Genomic DNA, 16657 nt, shown 5'->3' with positions numbered 1-16657 from the left:
TCGTTGAGCGGGGCGCGCGGCCGTGTGCGGTCCGCGTGCGGCCTCTGTCCGTCAGGCCGCGAGACGCCAGAGCATGTCGAAGCCGCGCACGGCGTCGCGCGCCACGCCGGCCGCTTGCGCGAGCTGTTCGGCCGCTTCGCGCGCCGCCGCGTTCGAGCTGCCTTCCACGAACACGACGGCGTCTTGCGCCGCGGCGCGCGCGTTGTCGTTGTCGGCATCGGCATCGGCATCGGCATCGGCATCGGCATCGGCATTGCCGCCGTCGCCGCCGGTCGCGAGCGGCGCGGAAAGCGTGGCTTCCGTGCGGAACACGCGCACCGCGTGCACGCCGGGTTGGTGCGTGGCTTCGTCGGCGGCGTCGCGCCAGCCCGCGGCGGCGAGCGCCTGCGGCGCGGCCACGAAGATCGCGAGATGCGCGCCTTCGCCTTCGCCCGCTTCGAACGCCAGTTCGCCCACGCGGCGCTGCGTGTCGCTCATGCGCGAAAAGTTGCGCAGCGACCAGTCGGTCTGTGCAGTGAACGCCTGGTGGTAGGCGTCGCTGCGAAACACGTCGAGCGACTCGGTCACATAGAGCGCGAGATAGCGGCGCGCGTGGCCGTCGTTGGCGAGAAAGCGGCGCGCATGGCGAAAGCCGCGAATGCCCACGCGCTCCTGCATGTGCTCGCGGTCGTACCACGCGTTGAAATCGGCTTCGGCCTGCGGGTCGGTGTCGGTCCAGATGCAAAGCTGGCCGGGTTGGGCGTTCGTTGTCGTGCTCATCGGGTCTTCCTGCGCATATGGGGTAACGGATAGCGCAGTGTGGCGAGAGCGGGCCGCTTCGGTCCAACAAGAAAAAAAATACACAGTGAACAGGTTTTTTTATCGCTGCGTTTTTCGCTTCCTTGCAGGCCGCGCGGGCTTGCCCGCCGCCGTGCCTTCGAGTTCCGGCCCCAGTGCGAGCACGAACGCGCGCGCCTGCTCGGCCGCGAGTTCGGCGATGCGGGCGGGCAGCGGGTGGCTCTGTAGCCGGTAGCTCGCCACGAGCGGCAGCGGCGCGAAGCCGCTTTCCACGTCGAGCACTTCGAGCGAGCCTTCGCGCAACTCGCGCTGGATGATCGCGGGCGGGAGCACCGTCACGCCGAAGCCGTCGGCCACGAGCCGGATCATCGCCGCCACGGAGCTGATGCAGTTGATGCGCACCGGCCGCTCGACCGCGCGCGCGAACTCGCGCTCGAGCGCGATATGCGGCCCCGAATGCCGCGAGAAGCTGATAACGGGAAATTCGGCGAGCCGGCTCAGATCGACGCTTTGGCCCGACAGCCCGAGCACGGGGCTCGCGACCCAGCGCATGGGGAATTCGCAAAGCGCCTGGTTGGCGAATTCGCGGTCGCCGAGCGCCTCGGTTTGCAGGATCAGGTCCACGGCGTCGGCGCGCAGCAGTTGCGCGAGATGGATCGTGGTGTCGCTCGTGACCTCGATCTCCAGATGGGGAAAGCGCTCGCGCACGCACGCCATGAGCGCGGGAAACCAGCTATGCACGATCGACTCGACCACGCCGATGCGGATCAGGCCGCCGTCGCCGCTCGAGTCCTCGACTTCGCGGCGCATCTCCTCGCCGAGGTTCACGATGCGCTCGGCGTACGCGAGCATCTTGCGGCCCGCGGGCGTGAGCGTGGCCGAGCGCGAATTGCGGTCGAACAGCCGCACGTCGAAGCTCTCCTCCAGCGAGGCGATGCGGCTTGATACGGCCGCCTGCGTGGTGTGGAGCTTTTCCGCCGTGAGGCGGAAATTTTGCAGACGCGCGAGCCAGATGAATGTTTCGAGAAACCGGATATTCATGATTCTGTGTAGGGCCAGACTGCGAGGTCGCATGATAACGCGTTGTCACGGCTGAAGAATCCGCGCCCTGCGAGCGGCGCGCAAGCGGCTGCGCCGCATGCGTTGCCCGCGCGGCGATAACAAAACCTTTTCGGCACGAATTTATTTTCTTGTTGGACCGCGCCACCCCGGTCTCGCAACACTCTCGCATTCGACCAGCCAGGCATATCGATCGCCGCCGCCGTGCGAATGCGCGTGCCCGTTTGCGCATTTTGATCGGTATGCTAAACAAAACGAGGAAAATAATTGAGGACGTCTCTCGCATCGCGCGGCGCGCTTCGTGGCGCCGCCGCCGCCGCATTCATCGCCTTCTCCACCTTTTCCGGCGCCGCGCACGCGCAGTCGAGCGTCACGCTCTACGGCACCATCGACACCGCGCTCGTCTACGCTAACAACGCGGGTGGCAAGCACCAGGTGGAGATGAACAGCAGCAACGTGCTGGGCAACCGCTGGGGCCTGCGCGGCCAGGAGGACCTGGGCGGCGGCCTTGCCGCGCTGTTCCTGCTGGAAAACGGCTACTCGTCGAACACGGGCGGCTTCCAGCAGGGCGGCGACCTGTTCGGCCGCCAGGCGTACATGGGGCTCGCGTCGAAGGAGGCGGGCACGCTCACGCTCGGCCGCCAGTACGATTCGGTGGTGGACTTCATCACGCCGCTCATCGCGGGCGCGCAATGGGCGACCTACCTGGGCGGCCACCCCGGCGACCTCGACAACACCAACAACGACTACCGCTCGAACAACTCGGTGAAGTACACGAGCCCCACGTGGAGGGGCCTGCGCATGAACGCGCTCTACAGTTTCGGCGGCGTGCCGGGGCAATTCGGCCGCAACGCGATCTGGTCAATGGGCGCGGGCTATACGAGCGGGCCGCTCACGCTCGGCGCGGCCTACGTGCACGTGAAGGACCCGAACTTCTCGTACTTCGGCAACAACGCCAACTCCAGCGCCACGGGCAACAACATGGCGGCCAGCCACGTGTATTCGGGCTACGCGTCGGCGGGCAACGAGCAGATCGTCGCCGTGGGTGGCTACTATGTGATCGGGCGGGCCACGCTCGGCGCGGTCTACACGAACACGCAGTTCCGCGACCTCGGCGCGCACGAGAGCCTCAATCCGCTGGGGTACAGCGGGGCCGCGAAATTCCACAACGCCGAGGTGAACGCACGCTACTTCGTCACGCCCGCGCTGCTGCTCGGCGCCGCATACGACTACACGCACGGCTATGGCGTGAACCGCGTGAATTATCAGCAGGGCGATCTCGGCGCGACGTGGATTTTATCGAAGCGCACGCAGGTGTATCTCGTGGGGCTTTACCAGCATGCCTCGGGCACCGATTCGACGGGGCAGCCGGCCGTGGCCAACCTCAACGGTCTTTCGGCTTCATCGTCGCCGAATCAGGTTGCGGTGCTGACGGGCATCACGCACCGGTTCTGAGCGGCCCGCGGCCTCACTCGTCGCCGACCGCCGAAAGCGGCGCGGCGACGTGCTCCAGTGACTTGCGCTCGGCGTCCACGCCCCAGATCGCGGCAACGAGCCCCGCGCCGAGCATGAGCGCGGAGCCCACGAGATAGCCCGTGAACACCTCGCTGCGCTGGTGCGTATCGATCAGTCGTCCGAAGAAAGCGGGTCCGATGATGCCGCCCAGCGCCGTGCCGAACGCATAGAACACGGCGATGGCGAGCGCGCGAATCTCCAGTGGAAACGACTCGCTCACGGTCAGATAGGCGGAGCTGGCCGCCGCCGAGGCGAAGAAGAAGATCACCATCCACGCAACGGTTTGCAGGGTGACCGTGAGCACGCCCTGCTCGAACAGCCAGCCGCTCACAGTGAGCAGCACGCCCGAGAGCGCATAGGTCGTGGCAATCATCGTGCGACGGCCGATCACGTCGAACAGCCTGCCGAGCATGATCGGCCCGAGAAAGTTGCCGAGCGCGAACGGCAGCAGGTAGAGGCCCACTTCGCCGCCCGGCACGTGATAAAACTCCGTGAGCACGAGCGCGTAGGTGAAAAAGATCGCGTTGTAGAAGAACGCCTGGGCCGTCATGAGCGAGAGGCCCACCAGCGCGCGTCTGCGGTGGCGCACGAAAATGGCGTGCAGCACGACGCGCAAGGGCGTGTGGCTGCGCGCGTGCAGGCGCAGCGGGTCGCCGGGCGGCTCGTCGAGCGTGTGGCCCACGGCGCGAAAGCGCGCTTCGATGTCCTGCACCACGCGCGTCGCCTCGTCGTGCTCGCCGTGCGTGAGCAGCCAGCGCGGGCTTTCGGGGATCCAGCGGCGCATCGGCAAGATGATGAGCGCGAGCACCGCGCCGATGAAAAAGCACACGCGCCAGCCCACGTCGGCGGGCAGCAGATGCGGGTCGAGCAGCACGAGCGAGCCCGCCGCACCGATGCCCGCGCCCACCCAGAACGTGCCGTTGATGCTCAGGTCGGTCCAGCCTCGCACGCGCGCGGGCGTGAACTCCTGGATGGTCGAATTGATGGCCGCGTACTCGCCGCCGATGCCCGCGCCCGTGAGCGCGCGAAACGCCACGAAGCTCGCGAAGCTCCACGAGAGCGAGGTGGCGGCCGTGGCGAGCAGGTACACGGCGAGCGTGATGAAAAAGAGCTTGCGGCGGCCGAGCCGGTCGGTGAGCCAGCCGAAGCCCAGCGCGCCGCACACGGCGCCCGCAATATAAGCGCTGCCCGCGAGCCCCACCTGCGCGTTGTCGAGATGCAGCAGCGGACTCGTTTTCAGCGCGCTCGCCACCGCGCCGGCCAGCGTGACTTCCAGACCGTCGAGCAGCCAGGTGACACCCAGCGCCACCACGATCAGCACATGAAAGCGGCCCCAGGGCAACCGGTCGAGACGAGCGGGCAATGTGGTTTCGATTATGGCGGGTGAGGTGGGTGGCGCTGCGGTATGGTCTGGATTCATCGGCTTGGGCGGGTTTGCACGCGCGCTCTGGCTTGAGCCTGGCAGAAGTCTGCCGGGCAGCATGCGCCGTTCCCGAAAGACACACGCATGAAAAACAGAAAAATCAGCCTGTGGGCGAAGGCCCTCGCTGACGTATCATCGTACTCATACAAAAGCGGTTGACCCGACGCGCAAGGAGTCCATGTTGCGAACCCGTCGTGACGGGCAGTGACGTGCGCGCGCAAGCCGTGCATTCGGTGTGCCCATGATAAATCGAGCCTCTCGTTCCCCCGCGCGCAACATGCGCCTGGCGGGCCTGAAGCCTACGTTTGCCCTCATCGCCATGCTGGCCTGCGCCGCCGGCGTGCTGCTCTGCGCGGTCGTGGCGGGCGTGCGCGAAGGCGCGCAGCAAATCCGCCAACGCGAGGGCCTGATCGCGAGCGACATGGTGTCGGCGGTCGAGCGCGTGCTCGAGCGCGTGCGCAGTTCGCAAAGCGATGCGCTTGCCGCATTGCCGGGCCAACCGTGCGAGCGCGTCGCGTTGCCGTTCGCCGAATTGGGCACGCGTGTGAACTATGTTCGCGGCATCAATCTCGTCGCGAACGGGCGTCTCTATTGTTCGTCGGCGGTCGGTCCTGTCGACTTGCCGCTCGCGCCATTCTTCACGCACGAACCCGCAGCGACAGCGATCAACCTGATCGGCGGCTCGCCGTGGCAGCCGCGCGAGCCGGTGCTGCCGCTCTACGTGCCCACCGGCGAAAAGCTCGGCTTGCTCTACGTGATCGAATCGACCTACCTCACCGACGCGCTCGCGCACGGCGTGCGCTACGGCGCAGGGCGCGTGACGCTTTCGGTGCCGGGCGCGGCGGCGCTCGACGATCGCGGCGTACTGCTCGCGCAGGACGACCCCGCGAGGCATGCGGGCGCGCGCGCCACGTCGCCGCGCTGGGGCTTTTCGGTCGACGTGACATTCGCGCCGCAGGCCTACGCGCAGGCGCGCTGGCAATACGGCCTGATGTTCGGCGCGGCGGCGTTGCTCGTCGATCTGCTGATCGGCGCGACGTGGCTGATCGCGTTCGCGCCGCGCCGGCTGCTGCTCTCGGCGGTGCGGCGCGGGCTTCGGCACGGGCAGTTCCATGTCGTCTACCAGCCCGTGATCGAACTGGCCACGGGCCGCGTGGGCGGCGTGGAAGCGCTCATTCGCTGGACCCATCCGAAGTTCGGCGCGGTGAGCCCGGCCGTGTTCATGGCCGAGGTGGAAGGCAGCCGGCTGCTCGGGCCCGTCACGCGCTTCGTGCTCGAACGCGCGACCACGGAAATCGCGCAGGCCACGACCGTGCGTCCGTTCCACCTTGCGATCAACGTCGCGCCGCTGGACTTCGAGCGCAAGGACTTCGTCGCCGACGTGCTTGGCGTGGTGGAGCGCCTGCCGCCCGGCGTGATCCTGATCCTCGAAGTGACCGAGCGCTTCCTGCTGGAGAAGCGCGCGCATACCGAAGCGATCTTCGCGACGCTCAAGGCGCGCGGCGTGAAGTTCGCCATCGACGACTTCGGCACCCATCACAGCAACCTCGATCTGCTCGCACGCTTTCCGTTCGATTACGTGAAGATCGACGGCCAGTTCGTGCGTCAGCTCGAAAAGCGCGGCGACCAGCTCATCAAGGGGATCGCGGCCGTGGCGAAGCACTTCGACATGGAGATCATTGCCGAAGGCGTGGAGACGGAGGCGCAGCACGAGATCCTATGCCGGCTGGGTATTCCCTACGCGCAGGGCTATTTCTACCGGCGGCCGGGGTCGGCGCAGAGCGTGGCCGAGATGCAGCACGACGCCGGGCTTGTGCGTTACGCGTTGTCCACGCCGCCGGCGTCGCGTTAGCGCACGCACGTGCGCAATCCTGATTGATCCGGATTTAAATGACTCGCGAGCGATTAAGGAAATTCGCTCGCGGCCGGATAAAAGAACTTATAAAAAATCATGAATAAAAGCGCAATTAAAACCCATGCCGCACGGTAACGGTTGCCCCTGTGTCATGCGAATGGAGAATAGCGACGCGCGCCGTGGCGGAAAATACCCAGTCATCCACGGTCAGCGAGAGTCTGCGTTGTGGCTGCGCGCCAAGTGTGAGCGTGGCGTTGGGAATCTGCATGATCGAGATTTGCGGGGCCGTTGAGGGGCCCATCTGGAGATAATCGTCCGAGGGCGAAGCCTGCTGCGAAGGCGAATTGCCATTCGGCGCGGCCTTTACGAAATGATAGTGATAAGTGTCATTCGCCATTGGCGCGCTATAGAAGTGTTCGATTTGCGCGTAAAACGGCTTTTCCTGATCCTGCTGATATTCCATTTCATAACGGTGCAAATATGCCTGTGGTTCCGGCAGGGCGGGCACAACCTCCATGGGCATGGGCGAGATATTCGCCAGCGTCATGGTTTCGGGCGCGCTCATGGCGGTGCCGTCGGCGAACGCATGGCCGCTCAGCATAAGAAAGACTGCACCGACAATCTTTTTGTTCAGGCATGTCATGAGCACACCTCCATGACTGGACTCTAAACGTCACACTCTCAAACGTTCTGGCCGAACAGACTGCCTTTGCTTCAGTTGCATCAATGCATTCTAGTACCTCATTTGTTTCCTGCTAGCCGAATGTGTGCAGAGCTTCGGCAGATCGATGCATTGTCCACCAGCGCTTGCCTCGTCTGCGGAATGCGCGTGAGTCATCGCGCATTTTGTTGTCTAACATGAGCGTCGATTTGACCGGTCGCGACGTGTCGCGACCGGTCCGTGGCGGAAAAAATGGCGTACTGGGTAAACGCGGAGTCAGGCGCGCTAGATCGTGCCGAACAGCGCTCCTGGGCGGTCTTGCAGCGTGCGTGCGAGCACCTTCAATGCGCGCCAGTTGTTCGCGTGAAGTGGCGCATGCGAGATTGATTCGCACTCCGTGCGCCACCGTGGAGCGATCCACGCCGCGCGCGAGCGCGTTGGCGGCGAAGTCGTCGGAACGCCACGGCGCGGGCACGCGCAACCAGACGAACATGCAGGCCGGGTCGCTGTTGAGCAGTTCGCGCGGCGGTGGCAGGCGGCTGCCGGGCGGGTAAAGTCCGCGCGCATTCGCTTCACCGGATTGCTCGGGACTTCCAGGTGGCTCGAAGACATTTTGTCAGGCTATTGTCTTCCGCCTTGGCTGGTTGTCGTCGACTTTCATAGAAATTACGCCTCCATACAAAACTCGATCGTCCGCCACGTCGTGTTCCTGTCACTGCACGCGGGCCACGCGCAGCTTAGCCATCCTTCGCGCAATTGCTCGATGTATGCCAACGTGCCCCGCACTCGTGTGCCAGGGATATTCCTGGTCCTCGCACTCGCTCTGCTTTGTTGCGTACAAAACGTCTGCGGTGTTCGAGGCGATACGCATCAAGGGCAGGGGAAGCGTCTCAGGACGCCAGGCGGCAACGGCGTATGAACGGGTGGCGCGCGGCTTCACCGCGCCGTCAGCAACTCGATCAGCATTTTGAAATCCACCGGCTTGGTGAGATGCGAGTCGATGCCGCTCATGCGCGAGCGCAGCCGGTCCGCATGCTGGCCCCAGCCGGTGAGCGCGATGATCTGCAAATCGGCGAAACGCGGATTCTGGCGGATCTGGCGCGCCGTTTCGTAGCCATCCATGCCGGGCATGCCGATGTCGAGCACCATGGACTGCGGCGTGCTCTGTTCGAGCGCACCGAGCGCGGCGGCGCCGTCGTAGACCACGCGCACCTGGGCGCCTTCGTTCGTCAGCACCATGGCGAGCGAGTCCGCCGCGTCGTGATTGTCGTCCACGATGAGAATGCGCTTGCCTTCCAGCGGTTTCGCGCCCTGCGCAACCACAGGCGACGTCTCTTGCGTTTGCGCCGGAGCCTGACGTGATAGCGGCAGCCGCACCGTGAACGTGCTGCCTTTGCCGGGGCCGTCGCTCGCGGCCTCGACGGTGCCGCCGTGCATGCGCACGAGATGGCGCACCATGGTGAGCCCGATGCCGAGACCGCCCTGGCTGCGCTCCGCGAGGCGATGCATCTGCGTAAACATTTCGAACACCTCATGAAGTTGAGCGGCCGTCATGCCGATGCCCGTGTCGCTCAGCGTGACGATGGCCCAGTCGTCCTCGCGCCGGGCGTCGAGCCGGATCTGGCCGCCCGTGTCGGTGTAGCGGGCCGCGTTGTTGAGCATGTTCGCGAAAACCTGGGTGAGGCGCACGCGGTCCGCGTCGAGCACGAGCGGCGTGCCGGGCAGCGTGACGGTGAGCTGGTGGCGCGCCTGGTCGATCACGGGGCGGCTCGTTTCCACGGCGTTCTCGACGATCTCGGCAAGCGCCACCGGCGCTTTCACGAGGCCGATCTTGCCGCGCGTGATGCGCGAGACTTCCATGAGGTCGTCGATCAGCCGCACCATGTGATGCACCTGGCGATCGAGCATGTCGAGGATCGGCATCGAGGCCGCCGGAAAGTCGCCACGCCGGACCAGATGCAGCGCATTGGCGATGGGCGCGAGCGGATTGCGCAACTCGTGGGCGAGCGTGGCGAGAAATTCGTCCTTGCGGCGGTCGGCTGCCTTGAGCGCGTCTTCGGCGCGCACGGCTTCGGTGATGTCGATCGACACGCTCACGTGGCCGCGAAACTCGCCCCCGGCCGAGCGCCACGGCGCGCAGCAGGTTTCGAACCAGTGCCAGCTTCCATCCTTCACCCTCACGCGCAGGCGGATCTGGAACGCGCTCTGCTCGCGCTGCGCGTCCTGCATGCGCGAGAGAAAGCCGGGCAGGTCGAGCGGATGCACGATCGTGTGCCAGCCCGCTGCAAGTAACGCTTCCGGCGTGAAACCGGTGGCCCCGAGGTGGCGACGGTTCAGGTAGACCGTGTTGCCTTGCGTGTCGATTTGCCAGATCAGCGCGGGCGAGGCGTCGGCGAGCGCGCGAAAGCGCGCCTCGCTCTCGCGCAAGGCTTCCTGGGCGCAGCGCCGGTCGTCGACGTCGATGTTCATGCCCACCCACTTGCGGATCGTGCCGTCCGGGTCCCAGATCGGCGCGGCGCGCACGTTGGTCCACCTCCAGCCGCCCGTGGCCACGCGCAGGCGGAATTCGGTGTTCACCACGCGTTGTGCCGCGACGGCTTCCTTCCACTGGCGCAGTGCCTGGTCGCGGTCGGCGGGATGCACGGCGTTGGCCCAGCCTTCGCCCAGCCATTCATTGCCGGGCTGGCCCGTGTAGGCCGACCAGCTCGGCGAGACCGCGGCGGTTTGCCCCTGGGCGTCGGTTTCCCATACCGCCTGCGCGAAGCCTTCCACGAGCGCGCGAAAGCGCTCCTCGCTTTCGACGCATTCGGTTTCCGCGCGCTTACGCTCGGTGACGTCGAGCACGAACTCGGCGCACTTCGAGGTCATGCCCGCGCCCGAGAGCCGCGTGGGTGCGAAAAGGCCCCACCAACGCTTGCCGTCCTTGCGGATCAGTTGCCGCTCGTAAGGTTGCGTGCGCCCCGAAGTGGCGAGATCGGTGACCGCGCGCGTGGTGACGCCGAGGAATTCGAGCGGCACGAGCCGGTCCCAGTGCGTGGCGGAGCGCAGGTCGGCGCGGCTGTAGCCGCTCATCCGCTCGAATGCGTCGTTGGCGTCCACCATGCTGCCGTCGAGATTGAAGAACAGCACGCCCACGGTTTCGATGGAAATCGCCGCTTGCAGGCGCGCTTCGCTCTCGCGCAGCGCGTGCTCGATCTGCTTGCGTTGCGCGGCCTCGTCGCGCAGCTTCGTGTTGATGTCCTGCAAGATGCGCGTGCGATCGGCGACCTGCTGCGCGAGATTGCGGCCGGCGTTCTGGGCGTCGCGCAGCGCGTTCGTCATCTGCTGCGCGGCGCTCGCGCAGGTGGCGAGGCTTTGCAGCAGGCGCGCGTCTTCGGCGTTGAAGTGCCGGGCGGGGTCGTGTGCGTACGCCCAGACGGTGCCCACGGCCAGGCCGTTCACGCGCCAGGGCATATGCAGGGATTCGTGTATGGGCGGATCGATCTCCCGGCACGACGCGAAGCAGCGCGCCGGACGGTCGAACAGCAGCATGGCGTTGCGCTCCTGCGCGGCGCCGCTCGGGCAGTCTCCGGCGGGCATGGTGCGGCCGAGATCGCCGGCCAGTGCGCCTTCCACGGCACACCAGCGGTACACGGCTGTCGCACCGTTGCCTTCGGGCACGCTCACGCCCGCCGAGCCGGCGCGGCACAACGTGAGCGCGAGCTTGGCCAGCATCGGCAGGACACCTGATGGATCGAGCGCCATTTCCTGCGACAGGGCCGCGAGCGCGCGGCTCTCGCCCTGGTAGTCGGGCAGGCGGTTCGGCCGGCTTTCGAGTGCTTCGTTGATGAGCGCCTCGTCGACACTGAGCGCGGGTGCGCCGTTGTCCTGCATGCTCCCTCCGCTTCGATCGTGGGCGTGGCTCGCGCCTCGCGAGAGGCCCGGGCGATACCAACCTTTCATGAGAGCAGCATTGCGTATGCCCGTTCGAAAAAACGTGGTGCGGCGCGCAAGTCGGTTAGGTCCCGTTTAGACCCTGTTTAGACCATCTGCGCGACGAAGGCGCCGGGCATTGCGCTTGCGCGAATCCTGCACCATGTGCAGTACGCAATGCGTCTTACGCAGTGCAACAAGGAGGCGATCATGCCGCGCGCGATCTGGAAGGGCGCCATCAGTTTCGGGCTGGTCTACGTGCCGGTGGAGGTGATCCCGGCCACCCAGAGCGAGCGCACGGGGTTCAATCTGCTGGACCGGCGCACGCTGGACCCGGTCGGCTACCGGCAAATCAACAAGCGCACCGGCAAGCCCGTGGAGCACGACGACATCGTGCGCGGCTACGAGTACGAAAAGGGCGCCTATGTCGTGATTGCCGACGAGGAGATCAAGGCCGCGAGCCCCGAGGCCACGCAAACGGTGGATCTGCTCGGATTCGTCGAGGCCGCCCAGGTGTCGTTTCTTTATCTCGACACGCCTTACTGGCTCGCGCCCGACAAGCGCGCGGGCAAGACCTATGCGCTGCTGCGCGACGCGCTCGCGGCGAGCGGCAAGATCGGCATTGCGAACGTCGTGCTGCACAGCCGTCAGCATCTCGCGGCGCTCGTGGCGGCGGGCCCCGCGCTTGCGCTGCAAACGCTGCGCTGGTCCACCGAAGTGCGCGAGTTCGACGCGGTGCAGAGCTTGCCCGCGAGCGCGAAAGCGGCGGGCGTGAGCGCGCATGAGTTGCAGATGGCGCGCAAGCTCATCGACGACATGAGCACGGACTGGCAGCCCGAGGCGTATCGCGACACCTATCGCGACGCGATTCTCGAACTGGCGGAGCGCAAGGTGCGCGCAGGCAAGGCCCACGAAGTCACGCATGTGGAGGCCGCGACGCACGAGCGGCGCAGCGCCGACATTGTCGATCTTTCCGAACTGCTCAAGCGCAGTCTCGGCAAGCGCGGCGGCAGCCGCGGCCATACCGGCGAGACCCGCGACGGCGGCGCGCCGCCTCACGGGAGCACGCCGAAGCGCAGCCGCCGCGCGGCGTGACCCGCGCGTGCATCGACATGCGTGGAATCTGCGTGGAACAGGCATGGCCATGCGCGCACCCGCACAGGAGCGCCGATGAAACCCCGGTTGCAAGACTACGAAGCGAAACGCCGTTTCGACGTCACACCCGAACCGCGAGGTCGCGCCGCGCGAAGGTCCGCGAGGCTCCCCGACGGCGCGGCGTCGTTCGTGATCCAGCGGCACGACGCACGGCGGCTGCACTACGACTTTCGCCTCGAACTGGACGGCGCGCTCAAGTCATGGGCCGTGCCGAAGGGGCCGAGCCTCGACCCGGCCGTGAAGCGTCTGGCGGTGCACGTGGAGGACCATCCACTCGACTATGGGACGTTCGAAGGGCGCATTCCCGAAGGTAGCTATGGCGCGGGAACGGTGGCGATCTGGGACCACGGCGTGTGGCGTCCCGAGGGCGGCTTGCGCGGCGCGCGCGAAGGCTATGCGCGCGGCGTGCTCAAGTTCATGCTGGAGGGCGACAATCTGCATGGCGGCTGGGCGCTCGTGCGCAGCCCCATGCATGACGGCAAGCACGAAAACTGGCTGCTCATCAAACAGCGCGACGAAGAGGCCGTGAGCGAGGAGGTATTTCACGTGGTGGACGACGCGACGAGCGGCAGCGCGCATGCGGGCCGGGGAGCGAAAGCGAAAACAAAAATGAAGGCGAAAGCGCAGAACGCGCCGCTGCCGGCCACGCTCGCTCCGCAACTCGCCACCCCGGCCGAAGCCCTGCCTCACGGAGACAATTGGTTGTACGAACTGAAGTTCGACGGCTACCGCGTTCTTGCACGCATCGAGCGCCAGGCGCGCGGCAAGCACGATGTGCGCATCTTCACGCGAACCGGCAACGACTGGACGGCGAAATTCCCGCGCCAGGTTCAGGCGTTGCACGCGCTCGACGTCGATTCGGCGTGGCTGGACGGCGAGGCCGTGGTGCTCGACGCGAACGGCGTGCCCGACTTTCAGGCGCTACAGAACGCCTTCGACGCGGGCCGCGCCGACGCCATCACGTTCTGGCTTTTCGATGTGCCCTGGCTCGACGGCCGGGACCTGCGCGGGGCGCCGCTCGACGTGCGGCGCGCGAAGCTCTCGGCGCTGCTGGCCGCGCAGCCGCACGACGCGCTGCGTTTTTCCGAAGCTTTCGAAGGCGAACCGCAGACGCTGCTCACGGCCGCCTGCAAGGCGAATCTCGAAGGACTCGTCGCCAAGCGGCGCGACAGCCGTTACACGTCCACGCGCAGCGCGGCCTGGCTCAAACTGCGCTGTGCGCGGCGGCAGGAATTCGTGATCGGCGGCTATACGGCGCCGAAGGGCGGCCGCGAAGGGTTCGGCGCGCTGCTCATCGGCGTGTACGACGGCGAGGGCGCGTTGCAGTACGCGGGCAAGGTGGGCACGGGCTTCGACGCGACGCGGCTCGATTCACTGGCGGCCGAACTGCGCAAGCGTGAGCGCAAACGCTCGCCGTTCGCGGCCGTGCCCGCTGCCGGGCAGCGCGCAGGCGCGCATTGGGTGCGCCCGGATCTCGTGGCCGAAGTGCGCTTCAAGACATGGACGAGCGCGGGCGTGGTGCGTCAGGCGTCATTCGCCGGGCTGCGCGAGGACAAGCCTGCGCGAAGCATCGTGCGCGAAGCGCAGGTGCAACCGGTGAGCAAGGCGTCGGGGGCAAGCAAGGGCGTTGGGAATGGGGCGAGTCACACGTGCTCGCGCAGTCCAGGCCGCGCCGCGCACAATGAAGCCGAGGTCGCCGGCGTGCGCATCACCCACCCCGAACGCGTGATCGATGCGCGCAGCGGGCTGCGCAAGATCGATCTCGTTCACTACTTCGAATGGATCGCGCCATGGTTGCTGCCGCAACTGAAAAGGCGGCCCGTCGCGCTTGCTCGCGCGCCCAGGGGCGTGGGCGGCGAGCTGTTTTTCCAGAAACACGCCAAGGCATTGCAGATTCCGCACGCCACGCAACACGCGGGCCTCGACCCCGGCCACGCGCCGCTCTTGACGCTGGACTCCGCAAGGGCGCTGGTGGGCGCGGCCCAGATGGACGCCATCGAGCTGCACACCTGGAATGCGCTCACCACGAACATCGAGAAGCCCGACCGGATCGTGTTCGATCTCGACCCCGGTGCGTCGCTCGCCTGGGAGCGCATGCTGGAGGCCGCGCAACTCACGCATGAACTGCTCGAAGCGCTGGGCTTGCGCGCCTGGTGCAAGACGAGCGGCGGCAAGGGGCTGCACGTGGTCGTGCCGCTCACGCGCCACGCCGGCTGGGACGAGGTGAAGGACTTTGCGCGCGTGGTGGCGAACTACATGGCCGCGACGCTGCCCGAGCGCTTCAGCGCCAGGATGGGCGCACAAAACCGCAAGGGCCGGGTATTCGTGGATTACCTGCGCAATGGGCGCGGGGCGAGCACCATCGCGGCTTACGCGCCGCGCGCCCGGCCCGGTCTCGGCGTTTCCGTGCCGGTCGGATGGGACGAACTGCATACGCTCACGAGCGGCGACCAGTGGAACGTGGCGAACCTGCGCGAGCGGCTGGAGGGGCCGCGCGCCGATGCGTGGCGCGATTACGGCGCGGCGCGCCAGCGCATTACGGCTTCGATGTGGCGGCTGCTCGGAACGAAGTGAGCGACTTTGCAGCGAAGCACAACGCCGAGAGCCGACCGGCGCGCGCCGCCGCGAGGCCCGAAAGCCCGAGGGGGCGCGCGGCCGGACCAGCCGGTTGCGTCCTCCGTTTGCCTGGCTCCTGCTTTTCTCCCTTGACAACGTAAATTTGTCTTGAGACGGTATACAAAATACTACCGACCAAGGCAAAGCCATGTCCGAGTTCCTGGCCGCCGCCCGCCCCACGGGCGCGGCCCCGCAAACCCAGCCCGGCGCAGCGCCGTGGCGTCATGCCACGATTGCGGCCGCGGCTGCCGCGATGCGCCGTCAAGAGGTCAGTTCGAGCGCGCTGGTCGCCGCCTGCGAGGCGGCGTGGCGCGAGCAGAACCCGACCATCAATGCCGTCGTGGTCAGCGATTTCGAGCGCGCGCACGCCGTCGCGCGCGAGCGCGACGCCGAACTGGCGGCAGGGCGCTCGCGCGGTCCGCTCCACGGCGTGCCGTTCACGATCAAGGAGTCGTTCGACGTGGCGGGCTGGCCCACCACGGTGGGCGACCCGGCGTTTCGCGGCAATCTCGCCGCGCGCCACGCGAGCGTGGTGCAGCGCCTGTGCGACGCGGGCGCCGTGCTGCTCGGCAAGACCAACGTGCCGCTGTGGCTGCGCGACTGGCAGAGTTACAACGACCTCTACGGCACTACCCGCAATCCGCACGACCATGCCCGCACGCCGGGCGGTTCGTCGGGCGGCAGTGCGGCCGCGGTGTGCGCGGGCATGGCGTACTTCGACGTGGGCTCCGATATCGGCTCATCGATCCGCAATCCCGCGCACTATTGCGGCATCTTCTCGCACAAGAGCACGCACGGCCTCGTTTCGCTCGAAGGGCACGGCTTGCCCGGCGGCGTCGCGCTGCCCGACATCAATGTGGCGGGGCCGCTCGCCCGCAGCGCCGCCGACCTCGAACTCGTGCTGGCCGCCATCGCGGGGCCGGACGCCGAGGCCGCCTGCGCCGTGCACTACGCGTTGCCCCGTTGCGAGGCGATGGATTTGCGGCAGATTCGCTTCGGCATACTGAGCAATCATCCGGTGGCGGAAGTGGATGCGGAAGTGGAGCGCTGCATCGTCGCGCTGGGGCAGGCGCTGGAGCAGCGGGGCGCACGCGTGGTCTGGGACGCGCGACCGCAACTGGACGCCGCCGAGCTTTTGCGCACTTATACGTTGCTGTTGCGCGCCTCGACCTGCGGTTATCTCGGCGACGACGCCTACGCCGCCTCCGTGCGCGCGGCCGACGTCGCGCCGCCGCACGACACGAGTTACGCCTCGCTTCAGCATGTGGGCGCGGCGCTGCGCCATCGCGACTGGCTCAAGCTCCAGCCGCTGCGCGAGCGCTATGCCGCCGCGTGGCGCGCGCTGTTCGAGCAGGTGGACGTGCTGCTGTGCCCGGCCGCCGCCACGGCGGCGTTCCCGCTCGACGAAGCGCTCGCGCCGTGGCAGCGCACGCTGAGCGTCAACGGCAAGCCGCAGCCGCTTACCACACAACTCTTCTGGGCCGGGCATTCCGGCCTGTGCGGCCTGCCTTCGACGGTCGCGCCCGCCGGGCGCACGGCGCTGGGCCTGCCGGTAGGCGTGCAGATCGTGGCGCCCCGCTATCACGACCTGCGCTCGATTCGCGTGGCGAGCCTGCTCGAAGCCGCCGGCTACGCTTACGCGCCGCCTGCGTGCTGACTCCATTTCCCGACTGCTAACGGAGCT

At 67.0% G+C, this 16657-nt stretch carries 10 protein-coding genes and 1 pseudogene; 5 read left to right on the top strand and 6 right to left on the bottom strand.

What is annotated here, in order from left to right; translation table 11 throughout:
* Positions 1 to 51: 51 nt before the first annotated feature.
* On the bottom strand, positions 52 to 759 hold the full coding sequence (locus C7401_RS05900; RefSeq protein ID WP_112170425.1) for a DUF4286 family protein: 708 nt from the start codon (positions 757 to 759) through the stop codon (positions 52 to 54).
* A gap of 99 nt (positions 760 to 858) precedes the next feature.
* On the bottom strand, positions 859 to 1818 hold the full coding sequence (locus tag C7401_RS05895; RefSeq protein WP_112170424.1) for a LysR family transcriptional regulator: 960 nt from the start codon (positions 1816 to 1818) through the stop codon (positions 859 to 861).
* A gap of 285 nt (positions 1819 to 2103) precedes the next feature.
* Here C7401_RS05895 and C7401_RS05890 point away from each other — a divergent pair, with 285 nt between their 5' ends.
* Positions 2104 to 3291, top strand: a complete 1188-nt coding sequence (locus tag C7401_RS05890) for a porin (protein WP_112170423.1) — start codon at positions 2104 to 2106, stop codon at positions 3289 to 3291.
* 13 nt (positions 3292 to 3304) lie between these two features.
* On the opposite strand, the gene C7401_RS05885 is transcribed toward C7401_RS05890, so the two are convergent.
* Positions 3305 to 4771 (bottom strand): MFS transporter, encoded by a 1467-nt coding sequence (locus C7401_RS05885; RefSeq protein ID WP_112170701.1) that lies wholly within the window; start codon positions 4769 to 4771, stop codon positions 3305 to 3307.
* A 244-nt stretch (positions 4772 to 5015) separates the two neighbouring features.
* On the opposite strand from C7401_RS05885, the gene C7401_RS05880 reads away from it, so the two are divergent.
* Positions 5016 to 6626, top strand: a complete 1611-nt coding sequence (locus C7401_RS05880) for an EAL domain-containing protein (protein ID WP_258396907.1) — start codon at positions 5016 to 5018, stop codon at positions 6624 to 6626.
* Positions 6627 to 6741: 115 nt separating this feature from the next.
* On the opposite strand, the gene C7401_RS05875 is transcribed toward C7401_RS05880, so the two are convergent.
* From C7401_RS05875 to C7401_RS05865, 3 genes and pseudogenes are all read right to left on the bottom strand, one after another.
* On the bottom strand, positions 6742 to 7272 hold the full coding sequence (locus C7401_RS05875; protein ID WP_112170422.1) for a hypothetical protein: 531 nt from the start codon (positions 7270 to 7272) through the stop codon (positions 6742 to 6744).
* A gap of 303 nt (positions 7273 to 7575) precedes the next feature.
* Positions 7576 to 7816 (bottom strand): annotated as a pseudogene (locus C7401_RS45470) (aminotransferase-like domain-containing protein); the annotation flags it as partial.
* A gap of 410 nt (positions 7817 to 8226) precedes the next feature.
* Positions 8227 to 11163: a PAS domain S-box protein gene (locus C7401_RS05865; protein ID WP_181565499.1), complete on the bottom strand. Its 2937-nt coding sequence runs from the start codon at positions 11161 to 11163 to the stop codon at positions 8227 to 8229.
* Between the two features lie 249 nt (positions 11164 to 11412).
* Here C7401_RS05865 and ku point away from each other — a divergent pair, with 249 nt between their 5' ends.
* From ku to C7401_RS05850, 3 genes are all read left to right on the top strand, one after another.
* The gene (gene ku / locus C7401_RS05860; protein ID WP_112170699.1) at positions 11413 to 12297 is read left to right on the top strand and encodes a non-homologous end joining protein Ku; all 885 of its coding nucleotides are present in this window, start codon (positions 11413 to 11415) and stop codon (positions 12295 to 12297) included.
* Positions 12298 to 12372: 75 nt separating this feature from the next.
* Complete coding sequence (gene ligD, locus C7401_RS05855; RefSeq protein ID WP_112170420.1) at positions 12373 to 14931, top strand: DNA ligase D; 2559 nt, start codon at positions 12373 to 12375, stop codon at positions 14929 to 14931.
* 190 nt (positions 14932 to 15121) lie between these two features.
* Entirely contained in the window at positions 15122 to 16630 is a 1509-nt protein-coding gene (locus C7401_RS05850) for an amidase (protein ID WP_112170419.1), read from the top strand.
* Positions 16631 to 16657: the final 27 nt, after the last annotated feature.

The sequence above is a fragment of the Paraburkholderia unamae genome, from assembly GCF_003268775.1.
In the GTDB taxonomy this organism is placed as follows: domain Bacteria; phylum Pseudomonadota; class Gammaproteobacteria; order Burkholderiales; family Burkholderiaceae; genus Paraburkholderia; species Paraburkholderia unamae.
This window is presented reverse-complemented; position numbering and strand designations above follow the sequence as displayed.